Origin of the sequence: Phenylobacterium sp. (assembly GCF_965284355.1) — a bacterium.
Lineage (GTDB): Bacteria > Pseudomonadota > Alphaproteobacteria > Caulobacterales > Caulobacteraceae > Phenylobacterium.
On sequence record NZ_OZ260078.1, the window covers coordinates 2957179 to 2975969 of the forward strand.

Consider the following 18791-nt stretch of genomic DNA (forward strand, 5'->3'; position numbering starts at 1 on the left):
CTGACGGCGTAAGCGAAAACCGATTGCCCTCGCCTAGGGGCAAGCGCTTACCCTTGGGGCAAAGGATCAGGAGGACATCCCATGGCCGACAGCGCCCCCGCAAACGCCCCGCAAGCCGCAGCTGAAACCGCCGGACCCGAGGTGTTGTACGAGGTAAGCGAACACATCGCGACGCTCACCCTGAACCGGCCTGAGCGGATGAACACCATCTCGGGGCCGATGCTGAACCAGCTGACCGAGCTGCTGCTGAAGGCCGACCGCGACCGAGACGTCCGCTGCATCATCCTGACGGGCACGGGCCGGGCGTTCTGCGCCGGCCTGAACCTGGGCGGGGCCACCAAGGGCAGCACAGGCCTGGAAGGCGCGTCGACCTCGACCAACCTGGACCTGCGGTTCACGCCGCCGACCGTGCTGTTCAACCTGGACACGCCCACCATCTGCGCCCTGAACGGCTCGGCCGCCGGCTACGGCATGGATACGGCGCTGGGCTGCGACATCCGGATCATGGCCAACGGCGCCAAGATGGCCGCGGCCTTCGTCAAGCGCGGCATCGTGCCCGAGAGCGGCGGCACCTGGCTGCTGCCGCGCCTGCTGGGCTGGTCGAAGGCCTCCGAGATCATCTTCACCGGCCGGACCCTGACGGCCGCCGAGTGCGTCGAGCTGGGCCTGGCGTCCAAGGCGGTGCCCGAGGCCGAGGTGGCCGCCACCGCCCGGGCCCTGGCGCTGGAGATCGCCGCCAATGCGCCGCTGGCCGTCCAGGCCTCGAAGCGGATGATGCGGATGGGCCTGTCCGAGGGCTTCGACGAGCACGTGCATCACGTCTTCCTGCAGCTGTTGCCGCTGTTGAGGACGGAAGACGCGCTGGAGGGTATGAAGGCGTTCATGGAGAAGCGGACGCCGCAATTCTCCAGCAAGTAGGGAGTTGGCCGTGGATGTCAGGGGCGCGGTGATCGGGTTGGCCTTGCTGGCCGCCGCCTGCGAGGGCAAGCGCGCCGACGTCGCCTCGATGCCGGATGCTTCGACCAAGGCCGCCGCGCCCGCCGTGGCGGTCGCCCCGGCGGCGCCCGCTGATGCGCCGCCGCCCGAAGGCGCCGAGCCCGTCGACACGGCTTTGGCGGCGGCGAAGGCCTTCAACGAAGCGGTGGCGCCTGCGTTGACCACGGTCGGCGAGCAGGAAGCGAAGATCCGCGCCGCGGCGGCCCGGGCGCTGGCGGCGGCCCGCGGCGCCGAATCGGCCGGCGAGGGGCAACGTACGGGTCTCACGGCCAGGGTCAGCGCCGCGCGGCGCGAGGCGGATGCGGCGCGCAAGTCCCTGCTGGACGGACAGGCGAAGTGGAAGGCCGAGGGCGAGACCCAGGCCGCGGCGGTCCAGGCGGCGATCGAAGCCTGTAATGCCGATGAGGTGCTGGCGGCCTATGCCGGGTGCGTGGCGCTGGCGGCCGAGGAGACCCTGATGACGAGCAATATCGAGGCGCTGACGGCGCGCTACCAAGCGGCGGATGCGGCCTATGCCGCCGAGCGGGCCAAGCTGGAGGAGGCGGCCGCGTCGCTGGCGCTGGCCGCGCTGCGCTAGCCGGTCTTGAACGGGGCGAACGGTCCCCTACATGAGCGAACGATCGCGCTTCTGGTCCCTGCCCCTTGGGACCTGGGAGCGACGGGTGTGCGGCCCTGGCGCCTTAGATGGCTGCGGGGGCCGCCTTCGTTTCGGGCCCGCGACGCCGCCCCGCTGAGGGGCGGCGTGCGGCGTCGAACGACTAGCGGTTCTGATCGCCTTGACCCTGTTGGCCCTGGCGGCCCTCCTGGCCGGCTTCGTCCGACCTTGCGCCGTCCTGGCCGCCCTGCGGGTTCTGGCGGTCACGCTGCTGCTGCTGCTGGTCGGGCTGCTGCTGCGTGGCCGAGTTGTCCTGCTGCTGCGGACGGCGGGTGGGGTCGTTCGGGTTCATGTTGTTTTCGTTGCCCATGGGATGTTCCTTCCGGTTGTGAGAACGCGGCCCACCGGACCGCCCAGCCAGAAGCGCTGAACGGCCAATGGGTTCGGCTTGGCCATGGGTAACGTTTTCGCGTTGTCGGCGAGCCGACAGTGCTGCGGCCGGCCGCTGATCGGCCCCGCGACCGATCAGGCGGGGTCGGCGTCCGTCGGCGGATGGGCCGTGAACCAGGCCTCCAGCGCTTCGCTCGCCGAGGTGGGGCAGCCGGCCCGGTAGACCTCGACGATGACGTCCAGGGTCTTCAGCTGATCCGGCGCGGGGCATACGCCCGAACGGGTCTTGCGCAGCGCCATGCCGCCGGTCGCCTGACGGCCGGGCGGGGCCACGATGACCTTCAGGATCGCCAGTCGGTCGGCGTCGCCCTGGCTGGCGGCGCGCCGCGGCAGCACCACGCCGCCTGCTGCGCCCTTAAGCCGAAGAAGGTCGCCGGTCGCGTGCATGAGGACGACCGAGCTGCCGGCCGCAAGCGGGATCCGCGCGCCCGCATCGAAGGCCTGGCCACGCGCCACGGACGGGTCGGTGGAGCTGACCACCACATAGTCGCGCGCCGAGGCGGAGGCTGCGAAGGTCGCAAGCGCCAAGCCGGCAAGGATGGAAACGCCACGAAACTGAAAGGCCATGACCAAGCATCGCCCGCGACACCGCACGCTGCAAGCGCGCCGATCCCGAATAGCGCGTCCGACGAACGTCGGTCGGTTAACCGCGGGTTAAGAGGTTGCGCCATATGGTCGCACCCATGAATTCCGAGGCAACGCTATGGTCAGCGTCCAGCTGCGAAATTCCGGTCAGGGGCTTTGGACGGCCCTGAGCCTGCCCACGTCGGTGCAGGCGGCGCAGACCCTTGCCGCGGTGGCGAGGTCGATGAACCTCGCTGATCAGGTGAGGATCACGCCCTCTGCAGGCGGAAAACGGGTGGACCTTACGGTCTAGCGTCGCCTCACCGCGACAGGTCGCCGGGAACATCCACGTCGAACAACACCCCGGCATCGGGGGTGGGAACCTGCGCCACCCGTGCGCCCAGGGCCTGCAGCAGCGGGCGCGCGCCCGTATCGCCCGTCAGCTCCGTCACCGCCGGAAACAGCGACCGCGACAGCACCACCGGATGACCACGCCGTCCGTCGAACACCGGGACGGCCGCCGACGCCCCCGTCGCCACGGCCTTGGCCAGCGGCTCGAGCACGCCCGTGGGAATGCGCGGCATGTCGCCCAGAAACACGAAGACGCCCCGCGTCTTGGGCGGCAGCGACGCCACGCCGGCGCGCAGCGACGCGGCCATGCCCTCGGCGTGTCCGGCCGCATGGACGACGCGAATGGTGGTGTCGAAGGCCCGCGCGCAGGCGGCGACCGCCTCGGCGTCGGCGCCGGTCACCAGCGTGATCGACGACACCGGCGCGGCCTGGGCCGCCGCCATCGCATGATGCAGGATAGGCCGGCCCTCGAAGGGCGTGGTGAGCTTGCCGCCGCCGAACCGGCGGGCCTGGCCGGCGGCCAGGATCAGGGCGGCGAAGCTTTCACCAGCGGCCGGCACTGTCGTCACGCGCGGTTCCCCCTTATCTTGCACGCCAATGACGCCCTACGACGACATGGCGCCCCCGGCCAAGGGTAGCGCATCGACCACGCCGCTGGTCGACGGCTTTGGCCGGACGGTGACCTATCTGCGCCTGTCCGTCACCGACCGCTGCGACCTGCGCTGCGTCTATTGCATGGCCGAGCACATGACCTTCCTGCCGAAGGCGCAGGTGCTGAGCCTGGAGGAGCTGGACCGCATCGCCACGGCCTTCATCGGCCTGGGGACCCGCAAGATCCGGCTGACCGGCGGCGAGCCGCTGGTGCGCAAGGGCATGATGGACCTGATCGCCAGCCTGTCGCGCCACCTGCGCAGCGGGGCCCTGGACGAGCTGACGCTCACCACCAACGGCACCCGGCTGGCCGAGTTCGCGCCGCAGCTGGCGGCGGCGGGCATCCGGCGGGTCAACGTCTCGCTGGATACGCTGAAGCCCGAGCTGTTCCGCACCCTGACCCGCGGCGGGCAGGTGGCGAAGGTGCTGGAGGGCGTCGCGGCGGCCAAGACGGCGGGGCTGGCGGTCAAGATCAACACCGTGGCCCTGAAGCAGGACAACGCCGCAGAGATCCCCGACCTGATCCGCTGGGCGCATGGCGAGGGCCATGACCTGACGCTGATCGAGACCATGCCCATGGGCGAGATCGAGGCCGACCGGACCGACCAGTACCTGTCGCTGGGCGAGGTTCGGCGCGAGCTGGAGAGCTTCTGGACGCTGGACGAGATCGCGCACCGCACCGGCGGCCCGGCCCGCTATGTGCGGATCGCCGAGACGGGCGGGCGCCTCGGCCTGATCACGCCGCTCAGCCACAACTTCTGTGAAAGCTGCAATCGCGTGCGGCTGACCTGCACCGGCACGCTGCACACCTGCCTGGGGCAGGAGGACGCCACCGACCTGCGGGCCGTGCTGCGGGCCGGCGCCACTGACGCCGAGCTGATGGCCGCCATCCGGGGCGGCGTCGACGCCAAGCCCAAGGGCCACGACTTCGAGATCGCGCGTCGGCAGCCGGCCGTCGCGCGGCACATGTCCACGACGGGCGGCTGACCCCGTGGCCCGCGTGCTGCTGTTCGGCCCCTTGCGCGACCTCGCCGGCTGGCGGGAGCGGCAGATCGAGGCGGACTCGCTCTCGGCGCTGCGCCTCGCGCTGGCGGCCGAGGACGCCGACCTGGGTGAGGCGATCGGCGGACCCGGCGTACAGGTGGCGATCGACCAGGCGGTGGTGCGCGGCGACGCGGCGCTGACCGCCGGCAGCGAAGTCGCCTTCCTGCCGCCGATGAGCGGCGGATGACCATCTCGCTCACCGAGGCGCCCTTCGATCCGGGCGCGCTGCTCACGGAATTCACGCGTGGGCGCAGCGAGACCGGCGCCGTGGCCACCTTCACCGGCCTCGCCCGAGCCGAACAGGGCGCGACGACCGTGCTGGAGCTGGAGGCCTATCCGGGCTTCACCGAGGCCGCGATCGGCAAGATCGCCGACGAGGCGCGGGCCCGCTGGGCGCTGCACGACGTGGCGATCCTGCACCGCGTGGGCAGGATCGGCCCGGGCGAACCCATTGTCTTCGTGGCGACCGCCGCCGGCCATCGCCGCGCCGCCTTCGAGGCCTGTGACTTCCTGATGGACTACCTCAAGTCCCGCGCCCCCTTCTGGAAGAAGGAACACGGCCCCGAGGGCGAACGCTGGATCGAACCCACCGCCCAGGACCACGCTGACCGCGAGCGGTGGGGCTAGTCTGCTGAGACACCCTTGCGCAGACGCTCGTCGCCGGCGCTGAAGTTGGGATCGACCAGCCAGAGGCGCAGCAGGTGGCGCTTCTGCGCCGGGTCGTCCCAATCCTCGTACTCGGTGCGTTTGTGCAGCACGGCGGCGTTCTTCAGGAACTGCATGTCGCCGGGCTGGAAATCCATGTCGAGGTAGAGGCTGGGGTCGTTGGCCGTGCGCTCGATGAACGCCACCGCCTCTTCCTGGGCGCGGGTCAGCCGGGGCGCCTCGGCGTGTTGCTGGCTCTCGCGAATGTACCAGGGGATGAAGAAGGTGCGCAGGCGATCGTCGGCGTAGCGGCATAGCGGCAGGTCGAACCACGGGCGGGCGCCGGGCTTGTGCTGGCCCTGGGTGTCGAAGGGAAACGGGCCGAAGAGCACGGGCGCGAGGTCAGGGCGTTCGGCCAGCAGCCGGTTGTAGATGGCGGGCGAGCTGACGATCCGGCTGACGCCGCCGGACTTGGCGGCCTGTAGGCAGAAGAGCCCGATCACGTCGGCGCCGTCGGTGTGGAAGTCCTGTTCGGCGCGGGTCTTGTAGAGCCGAACGCCATAGGCCGCCGGGTCGGCGCCGGTGTCGCGGATGTGGCCGATGAGGTCGCCGTCGGTGTTCTGCGAGATCGCGCGGCCCATGTGCCGCCCCAGCGCCCAGTAGACGCGCGTGCAGGTGTCTTCCGAATGATCCTGGACCGGGAAGCCCCGCAAGAGCAGGAAGCCGCGACCGCGATCCAGCTCGGCCATCCATTCCGCGATCCTGGGCGCGAGCATCGGCAGCGGCAGGTCGTCCCGGGTCCAATCGTGCATCGGCTTGTCGCCGGTGTGGGCGATCGCGGACAGGAGTTCGTCGATGTCAGTCGGGGTGAACACGTACTGCCAGTCGGTCCGCGACTGCAGATCGCAGCCCCGCCAGGCGTCCGGCGACGTGAGGGGGGCGGGGATGTCGGAATGCGGTCGGGAGACCTGGTCCATGAACGGCGGTCCTTCTATACATTTCTATATTTCTGGAAATATAAATCCAACTTCGACGCGGTGACAAGCCGGATCGAGACCGGCGCCAGTAGGAACCGGGCGACAGCGTCGCTAGATTGGGTCTGCAAGGAGTTCCGCCCCATGAACGCACCCGTCTTCACCCCCGGTGGGAAGATCGACACCGCCAAGACGCTGAAGCCCGTGAAGGTCGCGGTGCTGACCATCTCGGACACCCGCGACGAGGAAAGCGACACCTCGGGTGATCTGCTGGCCAGCCGGGTGACCGGCGCGGGCCACGACCTGGTGGCGCGCGGCATCGTGAAGGACGATGTCGAGGCGATCCGGGCCCAGATCCTGGCCTGGGTGGGCGACGGCGTCGAAGCCATCGTCTCGACGGGCGGCACCGGCATCACCGGGCGCGACGTGACGCCCGAGGCCGTGCGGCCACTGTTCGACAAGGAGATCGACGGCTTCTCGGTGGTCTTCCACATGGTGAGCTACGCGTCGGTCGGCCTCTCCACGCTGCAGAGCCGCGCGCTGGCCGGCATCGTGAAGGGCTGCTTCGTGTTTTGCCTTCCCGGTTCGAACGGCGCGGTGAAGGACGGCTGGGACAAGGTGATCTCGGCCCAGCTGGATAGCCGCCACGGCCCCTGCAACATGGTCGAGCTCATGCCCCGGCTGATGGAGTCTTGAGCAAGCTCACCCACATCGACGAGACCGGCCGCGCGCGGATGGTCGACGTGTCGGACAAGGCCGTCACCACGCGCGAGGCCGTGGCCGAGGGGTTCCTGCGCATGGCGCCGCAGACCCTGGCGCTAGCGCTCTCGGGCAAGGGCCGGAAGGGCGACGTGCGCGCGGTGGCCGAGATCGCCGGCGTGATGGCGGCGAAGAAGACGTCCGACCTGATCCCCATGTGCCACCCCCTGCCGATCTCGAAGGCCGAGGTGCGGGTCGAGCCGGGCGACGGGGGGCTGAGCGTGACGGCGCGGGTGAAGACCACGGGCCAGACGGGCGTGGAGATGGAGGCGCTGACGGCGGCCTCGGTCGCCCTGCTGACGCTCTACGACATGCTGAAGGCGGCCGAGAAAGGCATGGTCATCGAGGCCGTGCGGCTGGTGAGCAAGACCGGCGGTAAGTCTGGGGACTTTTCCCTCTCTTAATGGGGAGGGACAGCTCGCCGAAGGCGAGCAGGGTGGGGAAGTCGGGCTTTCCTGAGAGTTCGGGGAGGATCGACGCTTCCCCACCCGTCTCGCTTCGCTCGCCACCCTCCCCATAAAGGGGAGGGAACGGCCTTCCACTCAAGCCGCAGCCCAGCTCAGGGCTTCGGGATCGTCGATGGCCATCTCGTCCCAGTCGAGGTCCGGGGGCGGGCTCATGGCGGCGGCGGCCACGGCGCTCATCTCGGCGGCCGAGGTGACGCCGACCAGGACGGCCGAGGCCTCGGGGCGCGAGAGCGCGAAGCCCAGGGCCGCCTGCAGGGGATCGGACTTGCCCTCGGCGATCAGGCGACGCGCACGGCTGATGCGGCCGGCGGCGGCCTTCAGGTGGCTGGGCGCCCGGTCGGGCGGCAGGAACAGGACGCCGTTCAGGAAGATCGAGCGCAGGTGCACCTCGATGCCCAGCTCGGCGATGGCGGCGAGCGAGCCGTCCAGCAGAAGGCGCTGGTCGAGCAGCGAGGCCGGCGCCTGGACCACGTCGGGCTTGAAGCGGCGCGCCACGCCCACCGGATCGTCCGAGGCGTAGACCGGCACGCCGATGCGCTGGCAGACACCCTCGTCCTTCAGCGCCCGCATCCGGTCCCACATGGCGGGTCCCTGGGGCGAGAACAGATCGGTGGCCGAAGGGGCCATGACGGCGTCCACCCGTTCGACGCCCAGGCGCAGCATCTGGGCGCGCAGCTCGGCTTCCACGGCGTCGGGGCCGCGGTCGGGGCGGATGGTGGTGAGGCTCAGACGGAACGGCTGCGGTTGGGGCAGGGCGCCGCGCAGCAGAGTGTCGGCGTTCGACGGCTGCCGCGGGACTTCCAGGACGGACAGGCCTGAACGACCGGCGATCGAAAGGATATCGCGCGCCTCAGCGTCGCGCGGCCGACCCCGGGGGCCCGGGGGCTGGTCGAGGCCGAACTGGGCGGTCCCGAGGCCGAGTTTGCTGAGCGAAACGGTCATGCAGCCTGAAATGCTTGGTCAAATCGGAACGAGGGGCCAATTTGACGCAGGAAGACTAAGAAGCTGTATCCCACCGAAGGTTAAGGCGTGATTGACTCTATTTTCGAGCTTCCGGAGTGGGCGCAGTTCGGCCTGGCCGAGGACGTGCGCCCCGCGCTGAAGGCGGCGCGGGATGGGGGCTCGGCCCTGGTGCTGGCCACGCTGGTCTCGGTGGAAGGCGGCGGGCCGCGGCCCGAGGGCACGCAGATGGTCTTCGCGCCGGGCATCGTGTCCGGCTACTTCTCGGGCGGCTGCGTCGAGGGCGACATCGCCGGCCATGCCGCCGCCTGCCTGTCGGACGGCGAGCCCCGGACGCTGGTCTATGGCGAGGGCAGCCCCTGGCCCGACATCCGGCTGCTCTGCGGCGCGCGGATCGAGATTTTCCTGGAGCGGCTGTCGGCGGACGATGCGGCGCTGTCGGCGCTGCTCGACGCCTGGGGCGGGCGGCGGCCGGTGGTCTACGTCAGCGACGGCCGAGCCAGGGCCTGCGCGCCCGCTCTCTCGCCCTGGCCCGAGGCGGCGGTGATCAAGGCCTATGAGCCGACGCCGCGGCTGGTGATCGTGGGCGGCGACCCGACGGCCCTGGCCATCGCCGAGCTGGGCGTGAAGTCCGGCTTCGAGACCACGCTGGTGCGTCCCAAGGGCCCTGAGACCCCGCCGCCTGTGGCCGGCGTCGCCTATCGCCGCGAGGACCCGGAGACGGCGCTGGCGATCATCGGGTTGGACGCCTGGACGGCGGTGGCGGTGGCGACCCACGATCTCGACACCGATCGTGCGGCGCTGAAGGCGGCGCTGCCGTCGGCGGCGTCCTATGTGGGCCTGCTGGGCGCGCGGCGCCGGCTGGCCGGGCGGCTGGCCGAACTGCAGGCCGAGGGGATGCCCGAGGCGGCGATCGCCCGCCTGCACGCCCCCATCGGCCTGGATATCGGCGGCAAGGCGCCGTTCGAAGTGGCGGTGTCGGTGATCGGCGAGATCACCGCGATGCGCTACGCGCGCGCCAGCGACAGTATGTCGACGACATCGCCCTCGGCGACGGCGGGAGCGTTGGGCGCACGGCGCAACAGCGCGTCCGAGGCCGCGAAGACGCTGACCAGCGAAGAGTCCTGATCGCGATAGGGTCGGGCGGTGACCACGCCGCCGTCGTAGGCCAGCTGGGCGCGCATCCAGTGCTCGCGCGGGCCATTGGCCGGCAGGGGCTGGGCGGCCTTCGCGGTCCGCAGTTCGGGCCCGGGCGTCGCGCCCTGATAGGCGTTGAGGATCGGCCGCAGGAAAAGCTCAGCGCAGACCAGGGCCGAGGCCGGATTGCCGGGCAGGCCCAGCAGGCGACGGCCGTCGGCCAGAACGCCGAAGAAGGTGGGCTTTCCCGGTCGCACCGCCACGCTGGCCACCGTCATCTCCAGGCCCAGCGCGTCGGCCGCCGCGCGCACCAAGTCGTGGTCGCCGACCGAGGCGCCGCCCACGGTCACGACCAGATCGCCCTCGGCGTGGCGCAGGGCCTCGATGGTGGCCTCCAGGGAGTCCTTCACGGGCCGGGCGCGATGAGCCTCGGCGCCCCAGCCGGTGATAAGCGCCTCCAGGGCGCGCGAGCCGCTGTCGTAGATCTGGAAGGGGCCTGGCGTAGCAGGCGCCTCGACGATCTCCTCGCCGGTGGAGAACAGCGCCACCTTCGGGCGCCGCGTCGCCGACAGCTCGGCGCGTCCGGCTGCGGCGGCCAGCGACAGGCGCCACGGATCGATCCGGGTCCCGCGCGCGAGCAGCGCAGCTCCGGCCCGGAAGTCGCCGCCCGCCGGGCGCAGGTGGTTGCCGGACGCGGTCGCGGGGACCGTCACTGTTTCGCCGTCGCGGCTGGCGTCCTCCTGGATCACGATGGCGTCGCAGCCGGCCGGCAGGGCGGCGCCGGTGAAGATGCGCACCGCCTCGCCCGGTTGCACTGCGCCTTCGTAGCCATGGCCGGCGGCGCTCTCGCCCACGATCCGAAGCGTCCCCGGCGTGTCGCCGCTGCGCACCGCCCAGCCGTCCATGGCCGAGGCGGCGAACGGCGGCTGGTCGCGGACGGCGGTCACGTCCTCGGCCAGCACACGGCCGATGGACGCCTGGATCGCGACGGCCTCGGGCGCGAGCGCGGAAATCTCGGCCAGCATCCGGGCGCGGGCGTCATCGACGGCGAGGAGCTTCATGGGCGTCAGCCATAGCGACCCACCCGATGAACGTCATCCCCGGCCTTGTGCCGGGGATATGCGTCAGCCACGCCGACGCCCCTCGGCCCGCTCCGACGGCCTCGCCGCCGACCTGTGGATCCCCGGGACGGCGCCCGGGGATGACGTTCAAAGTAAGTGGGACTACGCCTTGAACGGCCGCTCCAGATCCGGCTGCGGTTCGGTGAACCAGGCGGCGCCGTCTTCGGTCACGTGGAAATGGTCTTCCAGCCGCACGCCGAACGCGCCGGGGATGACGATCATCGGCTCGTTGGAAAAGCACATGCCCGGGGCCAGCGGGGTCTTGTCGCCGCGGACCAGATAGGGCGCCTCGTGGATCGACAGGCCGATGCCGTGGCCGGTGCGGTGGGGCAGGCCCGGCAGGTCGTAGCCCGGGCTGAAGCCCTCGGCGGCCAGGACGCCGCGGGCCACGGCGTCGATCTCCTCGCACGGTACGCCCGGCTTCACGGCGGCGAAGGCGGCGGCCTGGGCCTTCTTCTCGATGTCCCAGACGCGACGCTGCTCGGGGGTGGGCGTGCCGAAGGCGTAGGTGCGGGTGATGTCGGAGTTGTAGCCCTGGACCCGGCAGCCGGTGTCGATCAGCACGAGGTCGCCGTCCTGAAGCTGCTGTTCGCCCGGCAGGCCGTGCGGATAGGCCGAGGCCTCGCCGAACTGCACGGCGCAGAACGTGCTGCCGTCATCGGCGCCCAGCGCCCGATGCGCCTGATCGATGAAGCGGCGGACGGCGCCGGTGGTGATCCCCGGGGCCAGGATGCGGGCGGCGCGACGGTGGACCTCCAGCGTCATGGCCTTGGCCTGGGACATCAGGGCCAGTTCCGCCGGCGACTTGATCGACCGGCAGCCGTCGACGACCGGGGCGGCGCTGGGCATGACCACGTCGGGCGCCGCCTGGCGCAGGCCGTCGAACATCGCGAACGCGAGGGCCGGGCCGATGGCGAGGGACGTCGCGCCCCATTCCTGCAGCACCTGCGCCGCGAGCTCGGAGGGGTTCTCGTGTTCTTCCCAAAGCCGTAGGGACGCCTCGATCCCTAGCGAGGCGTTGAGCGAGCCCTCTTCGAAGCGCGGGCAGATCATCACGGGGGCGCCCGACTTCGGCAGCAGCATCGCCACCAGCCGCTCGGTCGCGCCCCAGCCGACGCCCGTGAAATAGCCCAGCGAGGCGCCGGCGCCGATGATCAGGGCGTCGGTGGTCATCAGCGACTGCGCCTTGGCCAGCCGGGCCAGGCGTTCGTCGCGGGTGATGGCAGGCGCGGGGTTGGGCCACGGCGTCAGGTCCGCCAGTTCCCGTTCCGCCGTCGATCCGCCGATTTGGCTCATGGGACGCTCCTTGCTGTTGGAGACCTAGCGCGGCGGCGCACTTCTTTTCCACCCCTGCCTGTGAGGGGGTTGAGTGGAGACACGGCGCCGCTAGGGTCCGCCCCATGGCAGGCAGTCAGGATTTCGCGGCGGACCCCAGGAACGCCGATCTCAAGGTCTATGTGAGCGGCGAGCTCGTGCCCAAGGATCAGGCGCGGGTGTCGGTGTTCGACGCGGGCTTCGTGCTGGGGGACGGCGTCTGGGAGGGGCTGCGGCTGCACCATGGACGGCTGCTATTCCTGGAGACCCACCTGGAGCGGCTCTACGCGGGGCTGAAGGATATCGCGCTCGATATCGGCCTGACCCAGGCCGAGCTGACCGCGGAGATCCATCGCACCCTGGCCGCCAACGGCATGGAGCACGGCGCCCACCTGCGGCTGATGGTGACGCGCGGCGAGAAGAAGGCGGTGAACCAGGACCCGCGAAACTGGCTGGGCAAGCCCACCATCGTGATCACCGCCGAGTACAAGGAACCCAGTCCGGAGATCCTGACCCGTGGGCTGGCGCTGGCCACCTCGTCGATCCTCTGCACGCCGGCCGAGATGTTCGACATGCGGCTGAACTCGCACAGCCGGCTGGCGCTGATCCGCGCGCTGCTGGACGCCATCGAGAAGGGCGGCGACGAGGCGCTGATGCTGGACCCGAACGGCTTCGTCTCCAGCTGCAACGCGACCAACTTCTTCTGGGTGAAGGACGGCCGGGTGATGACCTCGACCGGCGACTACTGCTTCAACGGCGTGACGCGGGCGAACGTCATCGCCCTGTGCCGCCGGCACGGCATCCCGATCACGCTGGGCGACTTCGACCTTGGCGACGTGGCCGAGGCGGACGAGGCGTTCGTCACGGGCACGTTCGGCGGGCTGACGCCGGTGCGATCCATCGACGGCCACGCGCTGCCCGAGGCGCTGCCGGGGCCGATGACCCAGCGCCTGCGGGCGGCGTACGAAGCGCTCAAGGACGAGGACGCGGGCCGGTGACGATCCGGATCGCCATGTGGTCGGGGCCACGCAACATCTCGACGGCGATGATGCGCAGCTTCGAGAATCGAGCCGACTGCACGGTCGTGGATGAGCCGTTCTACGCCGCCTACCTGGCCGAGACCGGCCTGGACCATCCGATGCGCGACGAGGTGCTGGCGGCCCAGCCGACCGACTGGCGGGCGGTGGCCGATGGTCTGGCGGCGGCTGGCGGCGACCTGGTCTACGAGAAGCACATGGCCCACCACATGCTACCGGGCTTCGGCCTGGACTGGGTGCGGGACTGCCGCAACGCCTTCCTGATCCGCGACCCGGCGGAGGTGCTGGCCTCCTATGTGGCCAAGCGGGGAGAGGTCAGGCTCGACGACATCGGCGTCGTCCAGCAGCGGGCGATCTTCGAACGCGAGGCTGATCGGCTGGGCAAGGCGCCGCCGGTGGTGCGCGGCGCCGACGTCACCGCCGATCCGCGCGGAACTCTGTCCAGGTTATGCGATGCGCTGGAGATCGAATTCTCGGAGGCGATGCTGAACTGGCCCGCCGGCGCCCGCGACAGCGACGGCGTCTGGGCGCCGGCCTGGTACGACTCGGTGTGGAAATCGACCGGCTTCTCCACGCCCGAACGCACGGCCTATCCGCCGCTGCCGGACGACCTGCGCAGGATTGCTGACGCCGCCCGCCCCCACTATGAGGCGATGCTCGCGCACCGCCTCTGAGGCCGCAGCCTTACAGGCTCGTCTTGTACAGCTTCAGCAGCTCGCCCCAGGCGCGCTCGGCCTCGGATTCCTTGTAGACGGGCCCGCCCTTCACGCACCAGCCGTGGTCGGCCGCATAGACCTCGACCGTGGCCTTCAGCTTGTTGTCGGCGAACAGCTTCTTCAGCTCGTCCTTTTCCGTCGGGCGCTGCTTGTCGTCGTTCTCCGCCGTGGCGATCAGGTAGGCGGCCTTGGTCCTGGTGATCAGCAGGTGTGGGCTGTCGGGCTGCGGTCCGACCAGACCGCCGGAGTGGAAGGTCGCCGCGGCGCCGACCCGGGCCGGACGGGCGCCGGCGGTGCGCACGGTCAGCGGCCCGCCCATGCAGTAGCCCTGGACGCCGATCTTCTTCTTCTTGTTGGTCTGAGGCTGGGCGTCGAGGAAGTCGATGTAGGCGCCGGCGTCGCGGGTCGCCGCCTCGTTGGTCAGAGCCGCACGGAACGGCGCGATCTTGGCGCGGTCTTCCTGGCTCGCGAAGTTGAACGTCCCCTCGAACACCGGGGCCTTCTTCGAGCGGTAGTAGAAGTTGGGCACCAGCACGACATAGCCCTCGGCCGCCAGCCGCCGACCCATCTCGCGGAACACCGGGCGCAGCGAGAGGAAGTCGCACCAGATCAGCACGCCGGGCCACGTGCCCTTGCCGGCGGGATAGTAGAGCGCCGCGTCGGCCTCGCCGTCGGGCGTCTTCACCATCACGTCCTTCTCGACCACGTCGGCGGCATAGGCGTTGGTGGCCAGGCCGCCGGCCGCGGCGGCCGTCAGGATGCCGAACGTGCGGCGCGAGACCGTGGGGTCGTGGATCAGGCCGTCATGGATGTCGTCGCACATGGGGTGAGCCTCTGGTGGGGGACGGGTTTAGAGCTTGGCCTTGTAGAGTTTGCTGAGCTCGGCCCAGGCGCGTTCGGCCTCAGCCTCGTTGTAGACCTGACTGCCCTTCACGCACCAACCGTGGGCGGCGGGGTAGACCTCGACCGTGGCGGTCTTCTTCGCCTCGGCGAAGGCCGCCTTCAGGATGTCCTTCGAGTCGGGTTGGGCCTTGTCGTCGTTCTGGGCGACGGCCACGAGGTAGCCCGCGTTGGTCTTGGGGATCAGCAGGTGCGGGCTGTCGGGATTCTTCGTGGTGAGTCCGCCGCCGTGGAAGCTGCCCACCGCGCCGATTCGGCCGGGGACCGCCGCGGCCGTGCGGAACGAGAGCGGCCCGCCCATGCAATAGCCCTGGACGCCCACCTTCTTCTTCTTGCTGGTCTGCGGCTGGGCGTCGAGGAAGGCCACGTAGGCCTGGGCGTCGCTGTCGATGCCGGCGTTGGTCATCGCGCCGCGATAGCCCATGACCCGGGCGCGGTCCGTGGGGTTAGAGAAGTCGAAGCCCGGGGTGGCCACCACGCCCTTCACCGAGCGGTAGAAGGGGTTCGGCACGAGCACGACATAGCCCTGGCCGGCCAGCCGGCGGCCCATCTCGCGGAAGGCCGGGCGCAGGCCGGCGATGTCGGTCCAGATCAGGACGGCGGGCCAGGTCCCCTTGCCGGCGGGATGGAACAGGACCGAGTCGGCGATCCCGTCGGCGGTCTTCACCTCGACGTCCTTCTCCACCACGTCGGCGGCATAGGCGCCGGTGGCGACCCCGCCCGCCGCGGCGGCGGTCAGCACGCCGAACATGCGGCGCGACACCTTGGGGTCATAGACAAGGCCGACGTGGATATCGTCGTCGCACATGGGAGCCTCCCGCTCGCTGTCCGCCGTTCGCAGGCGTCTTCTTCGGCGCGTATGCGTCGCCGGGAATGTTGCGGCGGTATTGCGGCGGGAGGCAAGCGTGGCGGTCAGGCGAGAACCAGATCAGTGTGCCGGCGCCTTTCGGCCTCCGGACGGCCGGGCGCAAACGGGGGGTGAGCGGGGCGATGGACATGAGCCGAGCGGCGCGGGCCGAACGCCTGGGACCCTATTTCGAGATTCAGCTGCGGTTCGCCGCCCGGATGGCGGAGGTGACCGGGCTGAGCCTCGGCGAGGCGGCGTACCGGCACACCAACCTCTGCCGCCGGTTCGGCCAGGGCATCCCGATCATGACCGCGCCGACCGAGGCCTGGCTGTCGTTTGTGGAACGGCTGGAAGCGACAGCGTCGATGGCCGATCAGGTCGCGCTGTGCCAGGCGACGTTCCGCGATGTCGTAGACGAGGCGCTGCCGCTCGCCGGCCAGGAGGGCTTCGGCTGCTTCGCCTTCGAGGCCCCCAAGGATGGGGTGGTGAAGATCCACTTCAACAACCGCGACACCGACGAGGCGGGCGGCCCACTGGCCTCGGCAAAGATCGGGCGGCGCCGGGACGAACTGGCCGCCATGACGCGCCGGATCGCTGAAAAGCATCCCGACGCGACCCAGATCGCCGGCCGCTCCTGGCTCTACAATCTCGAGGCCTACCGCCGCCTGTTCCCGCCGCCGTACGTGGCGACGCGGGCGCTGGCGCCCGGCCCGGTGCACCTGACCGGCACGTCCAGCTGGGGCCAGATGATCGACAGCCGCGAGGCGATCCGCGCGGACGTCCGAGACGCATTCCTCGCCAATCTCGAAGGCCTGGACGCGGACGCGCCCTGGACCGCCTTCCCGCTGCGGGTCCTGGCGGTCCAGGCGCCGCTGGAGACGTTCGCCCGATTCTACGACGCCCCTCCTCACCCGTAGGGGGAGGGGGACCATGCGCAGCATGGTGGAGGGGGTGCGCCGGGAGCGCCGATCTTGGAGTGTTCCCCTCCACCCCCCTTCGGGCGGTCCCCCTCCCCCTACGGGTGAGGAGGGCGCGCGGCTTACCTCAGCGGATCGCGATCGGGTTGATCACCACCTGGACGGTGCCCTGGAAGCGGGGCTGGCCCAGGACGAACAGGAACTCGGTGACCCCGTCGGCGGCCAGTGGCCCGACGTTGATGTTCTCCAGCACGTGGACGCCGCGCTTGGCCAGCATGTGCTGATGCACCACGAACGGGCGGTTCGGGTTCTCGAACGGGATGGCCTCCAGCGCGATGGTGTCGGCGCCGATGGCGACGACGCCCTGGTCGCAGAGCCAGGTCGCCGCCTCCAGGCCCAGGCCCGGTTCGTTGGCCTGGAAGGCCGCCTTGTCGCTCGCCAGCTTGTCGGCCATCCATCCGGTGTGCAGCAGCACCACGTCGCCCTTGCCGATCGTGATCCTCTGGCTCTTCAGAGCGGCCTGAATGTCGGCGGCGGTGAAGGCGTGGCCGGCGGCCAGCGGCCTGCCGAAATGCTTGCGCATGTCGATCACCACGCCGCGCGTGACGATGGGCGGGATCTTGGACATGTCGAGCTTGGCGAACCTGGTCGCCGCCAGCTCGTCGGCCTTGATGCCGTTGTAGTGCCGGTGATCGATGCCCAGGTGCGCCAGGCCGTCCATCTGGGTGCCGATGCCCATGCTGGTGGTGACCTTCTCGTCGAAGGCCGTCACCTTGCTCTCGCCGATCGGCGGCTGGCCGGGCGGCGGCGTGGGAATGCCCTCGGCGGTATATTTGCGCTCGCCGTAGACCGGCGCGTCAGGGCCGGTGGGGATGCCCAGGGCATAGACCTTGCCGGTCTTCACCAGCGCAGCGGCCCGTTTCACGCCCTCGGGCGAGAGGTTGTTGACGGCGCCCAGGGTGTCGGCCGCGCCATACTTAGATGGATACCAGTCGTCCTGCGCCTGCGCGGCGCCGGCGACGCACGACACGGCCAGTGTCGCGCCCAGCAGCTTCCCGATCATGACCTCTCCCTCCGCCTCTTGTTATGGCGGCGAGCGTGTCACGGCGCGGGCGGAGTGGCCAGCTTGGCGGCGGCCTGCTCGGTGGCGGTGCGCGCGCCGATGGCGCGAGAGGTGCGGCGGTCGGCGGCCCGGATCTCGGCGAAGGTCTGATGCGGGTGCAGGCGCGACAGCTCGCGCAGTCGGGTGATGGCGATGGGCGCATAGGCCGCCGCCACGCCCACGCTGTCGCCGGCAAAATCGTGGAACGACATCGACCGGCCGAACACCGACTGGACCACCTCGCTCATCCCGGCCAGCAGGATCGCGATCATCGCCACCTCGTTGGCCCGGGCTTTGGGCAGCGAGCTGAGCATCGCCAGGGTCACACCGTAGAAGAGCACCGCATGCGCCACGGTGTCGGGGAACGGCAGTCCCAGGTCCTCGTACTTGAACGGCCCCGCCAGCGCGATCACCGCCGCCACGCCGGCCGAGATGCCGCCCACGCGCAACGCCTGCATCAGTCGGTGGGGCGTAAGCCGCATGGGGTCCTTCTGGGCCGGGAAGGTCCTCGAGAGACCTGGGCCCAGGGTGACCGGACGCGGTGAAATTGCCCTGAAGAGGCGTGGTTTACGCGGGTTAAGCGTGCGGTTGCTTCGCGGTCCTCAACCCCCGCACCACCCCCACGGCGATCAGGGCTTGGCCGGCGAAGTAGAGGCCCCAGACGGCGAGGCCCATGGGGAGGATGTCGAGGGTGGGGCGGCCGGTGCGCAGGAAGATCAGCAGGTCGGAGACGGCGAACATCATCGCGCCGGCGGCGACGAGCGGGCGGGGGAAGCGGCTGAGCCAGGCGCAGGCGGCCATGATCGCCAGGCCCAGGGCGTAGAGGGCGATCAGGCCCGCGCCGGCGCGTTCGGGCGGCAAGAGGTAGGCCGTCACCGTGACCCCGATGACGATGGCGGTGGCGACCGCCCAGTCCGCGGCGCTGGCCGGGCGGCGGTTGCGCAGGTAGAGGCCCGTGGCGGTGATGTGGCCGGCGAGGAAGGCCAGGGCGCCCACGACCAGGCCATGGGTCTCCAGCAGCATGTCGCCCAGGGCGCCGAAGGCCAGGACGACGGCCAGCAGCCAGCCGTCCAGCGACTTCGCATTCAAGGCTGCGTAGAGCGCCAGCAAGCTGACGCCCGCGCCCTTCCAGGCGACGTTGGCCCAGGGCGGGATCGGCAGGAACCAGCCCGCGACATAGCTGCACCCGGCCAGCACGGCGGCGGCGAGCACCCAGACGGTGATACGCATCGGACTCCCCCGAA

At 70.5% G+C, this 18791-nt stretch carries 22 protein-coding genes and 1 pseudogene; 11 read left to right on the top strand and 12 right to left on the bottom strand.

Going from position 1 to position 18791, the window contains the following annotated elements; genetic code table 11:
* The first annotated feature begins 81 nt into the window (after positions 1–81).
* The gene (locus ACQ66R_RS14430; protein ID WP_421936712.1) at positions 82–918 is read left to right on the top strand and encodes an enoyl-CoA hydratase/isomerase family protein; all 837 of its coding nucleotides are present in this window, start codon (positions 82–84) and stop codon (positions 916–918) included.
* Between the two features lie 10 nt (positions 919–928).
* Positions 929–1573, top strand: coding sequence for a hypothetical protein (locus ACQ66R_RS14435; RefSeq protein ID WP_430423088.1), 645 nt, complete (start codon positions 929–931; stop codon positions 1571–1573).
* A gap of 181 nt (positions 1574–1754) precedes the next feature.
* On the opposite strand, the gene ACQ66R_RS14440 is transcribed toward ACQ66R_RS14435, so the two are convergent.
* The 3 genes from ACQ66R_RS14440 to ACQ66R_RS14450 form a co-directional block, all read right to left on the bottom strand.
* On the bottom strand, positions 1755–1961 hold the full coding sequence (locus ACQ66R_RS14440; RefSeq protein WP_430423090.1) for a hypothetical protein: 207 nt from the start codon (positions 1959–1961) through the stop codon (positions 1755–1757).
* A gap of 155 nt (positions 1962–2116) precedes the next feature.
* Positions 2117–2608, bottom strand: coding sequence for a hypothetical protein (locus ACQ66R_RS14445; RefSeq protein WP_430423092.1), 492 nt, complete (start codon positions 2606–2608; stop codon positions 2117–2119).
* Positions 2609–2925: 317 nt separating this feature from the next.
* The gene (locus tag ACQ66R_RS14450; RefSeq protein WP_430423094.1) at positions 2926–3525 is read right to left on the bottom strand and encodes a nucleotidyltransferase family protein; all 600 of its coding nucleotides are present in this window, start codon (positions 3523–3525) and stop codon (positions 2926–2928) included.
* A gap of 28 nt (positions 3526–3553) precedes the next feature.
* Between ACQ66R_RS14450 and moaA the strand changes: the two genes are divergently transcribed.
* Genes moaA through ACQ66R_RS14465 form a run of 3 tightly spaced genes read left to right on the top strand, consistent with a single transcriptional unit; the run spans position 3554 to position 5278 of the window.
* Complete coding sequence (gene moaA, locus ACQ66R_RS14455; protein WP_430423096.1) at positions 3554–4594, top strand: GTP 3',8-cyclase MoaA; 1041 nt, start codon at positions 3554–3556, stop codon at positions 4592–4594.
* 4 nt (positions 4595–4598) lie between these two features.
* Positions 4599–4838 carry a MoaD/ThiS family protein gene (locus tag ACQ66R_RS14460; RefSeq protein ID WP_430423098.1) on the top strand — a complete coding sequence of 80 codons (240 nt, stop codon included), beginning with the start codon at positions 4599–4601 and terminating at the stop codon, positions 4836–4838.
* A complete protein-coding gene (locus ACQ66R_RS14465) occupies positions 4835–5278 on the top strand; it encodes a molybdenum cofactor biosynthesis protein MoaE (RefSeq protein WP_430423100.1) in 444 nt (147 codons plus the stop codon). The genes ACQ66R_RS14460 and ACQ66R_RS14465 overlap by 4 nt, the downstream gene beginning before the upstream one ends.
* On the opposite strand, the gene ACQ66R_RS14470 is transcribed toward ACQ66R_RS14465, so the two are convergent.
* On the bottom strand, positions 5275–6273 hold the full coding sequence (locus tag ACQ66R_RS14470; protein ID WP_430423102.1) for a TauD/TfdA family dioxygenase: 999 nt from the start codon (positions 6271–6273) through the stop codon (positions 5275–5277). The genes ACQ66R_RS14465 and ACQ66R_RS14470 overlap by 4 nt on opposite strands.
* 141 nt (positions 6274–6414) lie before the next feature.
* On the opposite strand from ACQ66R_RS14470, the gene moaB reads away from it, so the two are divergent.
* On the top strand, positions 6415–6966 hold the full coding sequence (gene moaB, locus ACQ66R_RS14475; protein WP_430423104.1) for a molybdenum cofactor biosynthesis protein B: 552 nt from the start codon (positions 6415–6417) through the stop codon (positions 6964–6966).
* Positions 6963–7433, top strand: a complete 471-nt coding sequence (gene moaC, locus ACQ66R_RS14480; RefSeq protein WP_430423106.1) for a cyclic pyranopterin monophosphate synthase MoaC — start codon at positions 6963–6965, stop codon at positions 7431–7433. Before moaB ends, moaC begins: the two co-directional genes overlap by 4 nt.
* 138 nt (positions 7434–7571) lie before the next feature.
* Here moaC and ACQ66R_RS14485 read toward each other — a convergent pair whose 3' ends face one another.
* On the bottom strand, positions 7572–8438 hold the full coding sequence (locus tag ACQ66R_RS14485) for an aldo/keto reductase (protein ID WP_430423108.1): 867 nt from the start codon (positions 8436–8438) through the stop codon (positions 7572–7574).
* A gap of 87 nt (positions 8439–8525) precedes the next feature.
* Between ACQ66R_RS14485 and ACQ66R_RS14490 the strand changes: the two genes are divergently transcribed.
* Positions 8526–9584, top strand: a complete 1059-nt coding sequence (locus tag ACQ66R_RS14490) for an XdhC family protein (protein WP_430423110.1) — start codon at positions 8526–8528, stop codon at positions 9582–9584.
* Here ACQ66R_RS14490 and ACQ66R_RS14495 read toward each other — a convergent pair.
* Positions 9539–10654, bottom strand: a pseudogene (locus tag ACQ66R_RS14495) (molybdopterin molybdotransferase MoeA); the annotation flags it as partial. The gene ACQ66R_RS14490 and the pseudogene ACQ66R_RS14495 overlap by 46 nt on opposite strands.
* Before the next feature lie 162 nt (positions 10655–10816).
* Positions 10817–12010, bottom strand: coding sequence for a M24 family metallopeptidase (locus ACQ66R_RS14500; RefSeq protein WP_430423112.1), 1194 nt, complete (start codon positions 12008–12010; stop codon positions 10817–10819).
* Positions 12011–12114: 104 nt separating this feature from the next.
* Here ACQ66R_RS14500 and ACQ66R_RS14505 point away from each other — a divergent pair, with 104 nt between their 5' ends.
* Both ACQ66R_RS14505 and ACQ66R_RS14510 read left to right on the top strand, forming a co-directional pair.
* On the top strand, positions 12115–13026 hold the full coding sequence (locus tag ACQ66R_RS14505; RefSeq protein ID WP_430423114.1) for an aminotransferase class IV: 912 nt from the start codon (positions 12115–12117) through the stop codon (positions 13024–13026).
* Positions 13023–13739: a hypothetical protein gene (locus ACQ66R_RS14510; protein ID WP_430423116.1), complete on the top strand. Its 717-nt coding sequence runs from the start codon at positions 13023–13025 to the stop codon at positions 13737–13739. Before ACQ66R_RS14505 ends, ACQ66R_RS14510 begins: the two co-directional genes overlap by 4 nt.
* A gap of 10 nt (positions 13740–13749) precedes the next feature.
* Here the strand turns inward: ACQ66R_RS14510 and ACQ66R_RS14515 are convergent, their stop codons facing one another.
* The gene (locus ACQ66R_RS14515) at positions 13750–14604 is read right to left on the bottom strand and encodes a dienelactone hydrolase family protein (protein ID WP_430423118.1); all 855 of its coding nucleotides are present in this window, start codon (positions 14602–14604) and stop codon (positions 13750–13752) included.
* 27 nt (positions 14605–14631) lie between these two features.
* On the bottom strand, positions 14632–15489 hold the full coding sequence (locus ACQ66R_RS14520; protein WP_430423120.1) for a dienelactone hydrolase family protein: 858 nt from the start codon (positions 15487–15489) through the stop codon (positions 14632–14634).
* Positions 15490–15677: 188 nt separating this feature from the next.
* Between ACQ66R_RS14520 and ACQ66R_RS14525 the strand changes: the two genes are divergently transcribed.
* On the top strand, positions 15678–16445 hold the full coding sequence (locus ACQ66R_RS14525) for a hypothetical protein (RefSeq protein WP_430423122.1): 768 nt from the start codon (positions 15678–15680) through the stop codon (positions 16443–16445).
* Positions 16446–16572: 127 nt separating this feature from the next.
* Here ACQ66R_RS14525 and ACQ66R_RS14530 read toward each other — a convergent pair whose 3' ends face one another.
* From ACQ66R_RS14530 to ACQ66R_RS14540, 3 genes are all read right to left on the bottom strand, one after another.
* The gene (locus ACQ66R_RS14530) at positions 16573–17508 is read right to left on the bottom strand and encodes a cyclase family protein (RefSeq protein ID WP_430423124.1); all 936 of its coding nucleotides are present in this window, start codon (positions 17506–17508) and stop codon (positions 16573–16575) included.
* Between the two features lie 38 nt (positions 17509–17546).
* Positions 17547–18029: a hypothetical protein gene (locus ACQ66R_RS14535; protein ID WP_430423126.1), complete on the bottom strand. Its 483-nt coding sequence runs from the start codon at positions 18027–18029 to the stop codon at positions 17547–17549.
* Positions 18030–18123: 94 nt separating this feature from the next.
* Complete coding sequence (locus ACQ66R_RS14540; RefSeq protein ID WP_430423128.1) at positions 18124–18777, bottom strand: lysoplasmalogenase family protein; 654 nt, start codon at positions 18775–18777, stop codon at positions 18124–18126.
* Between the last annotated feature and the right edge of the window lie 14 nt (positions 18778–18791).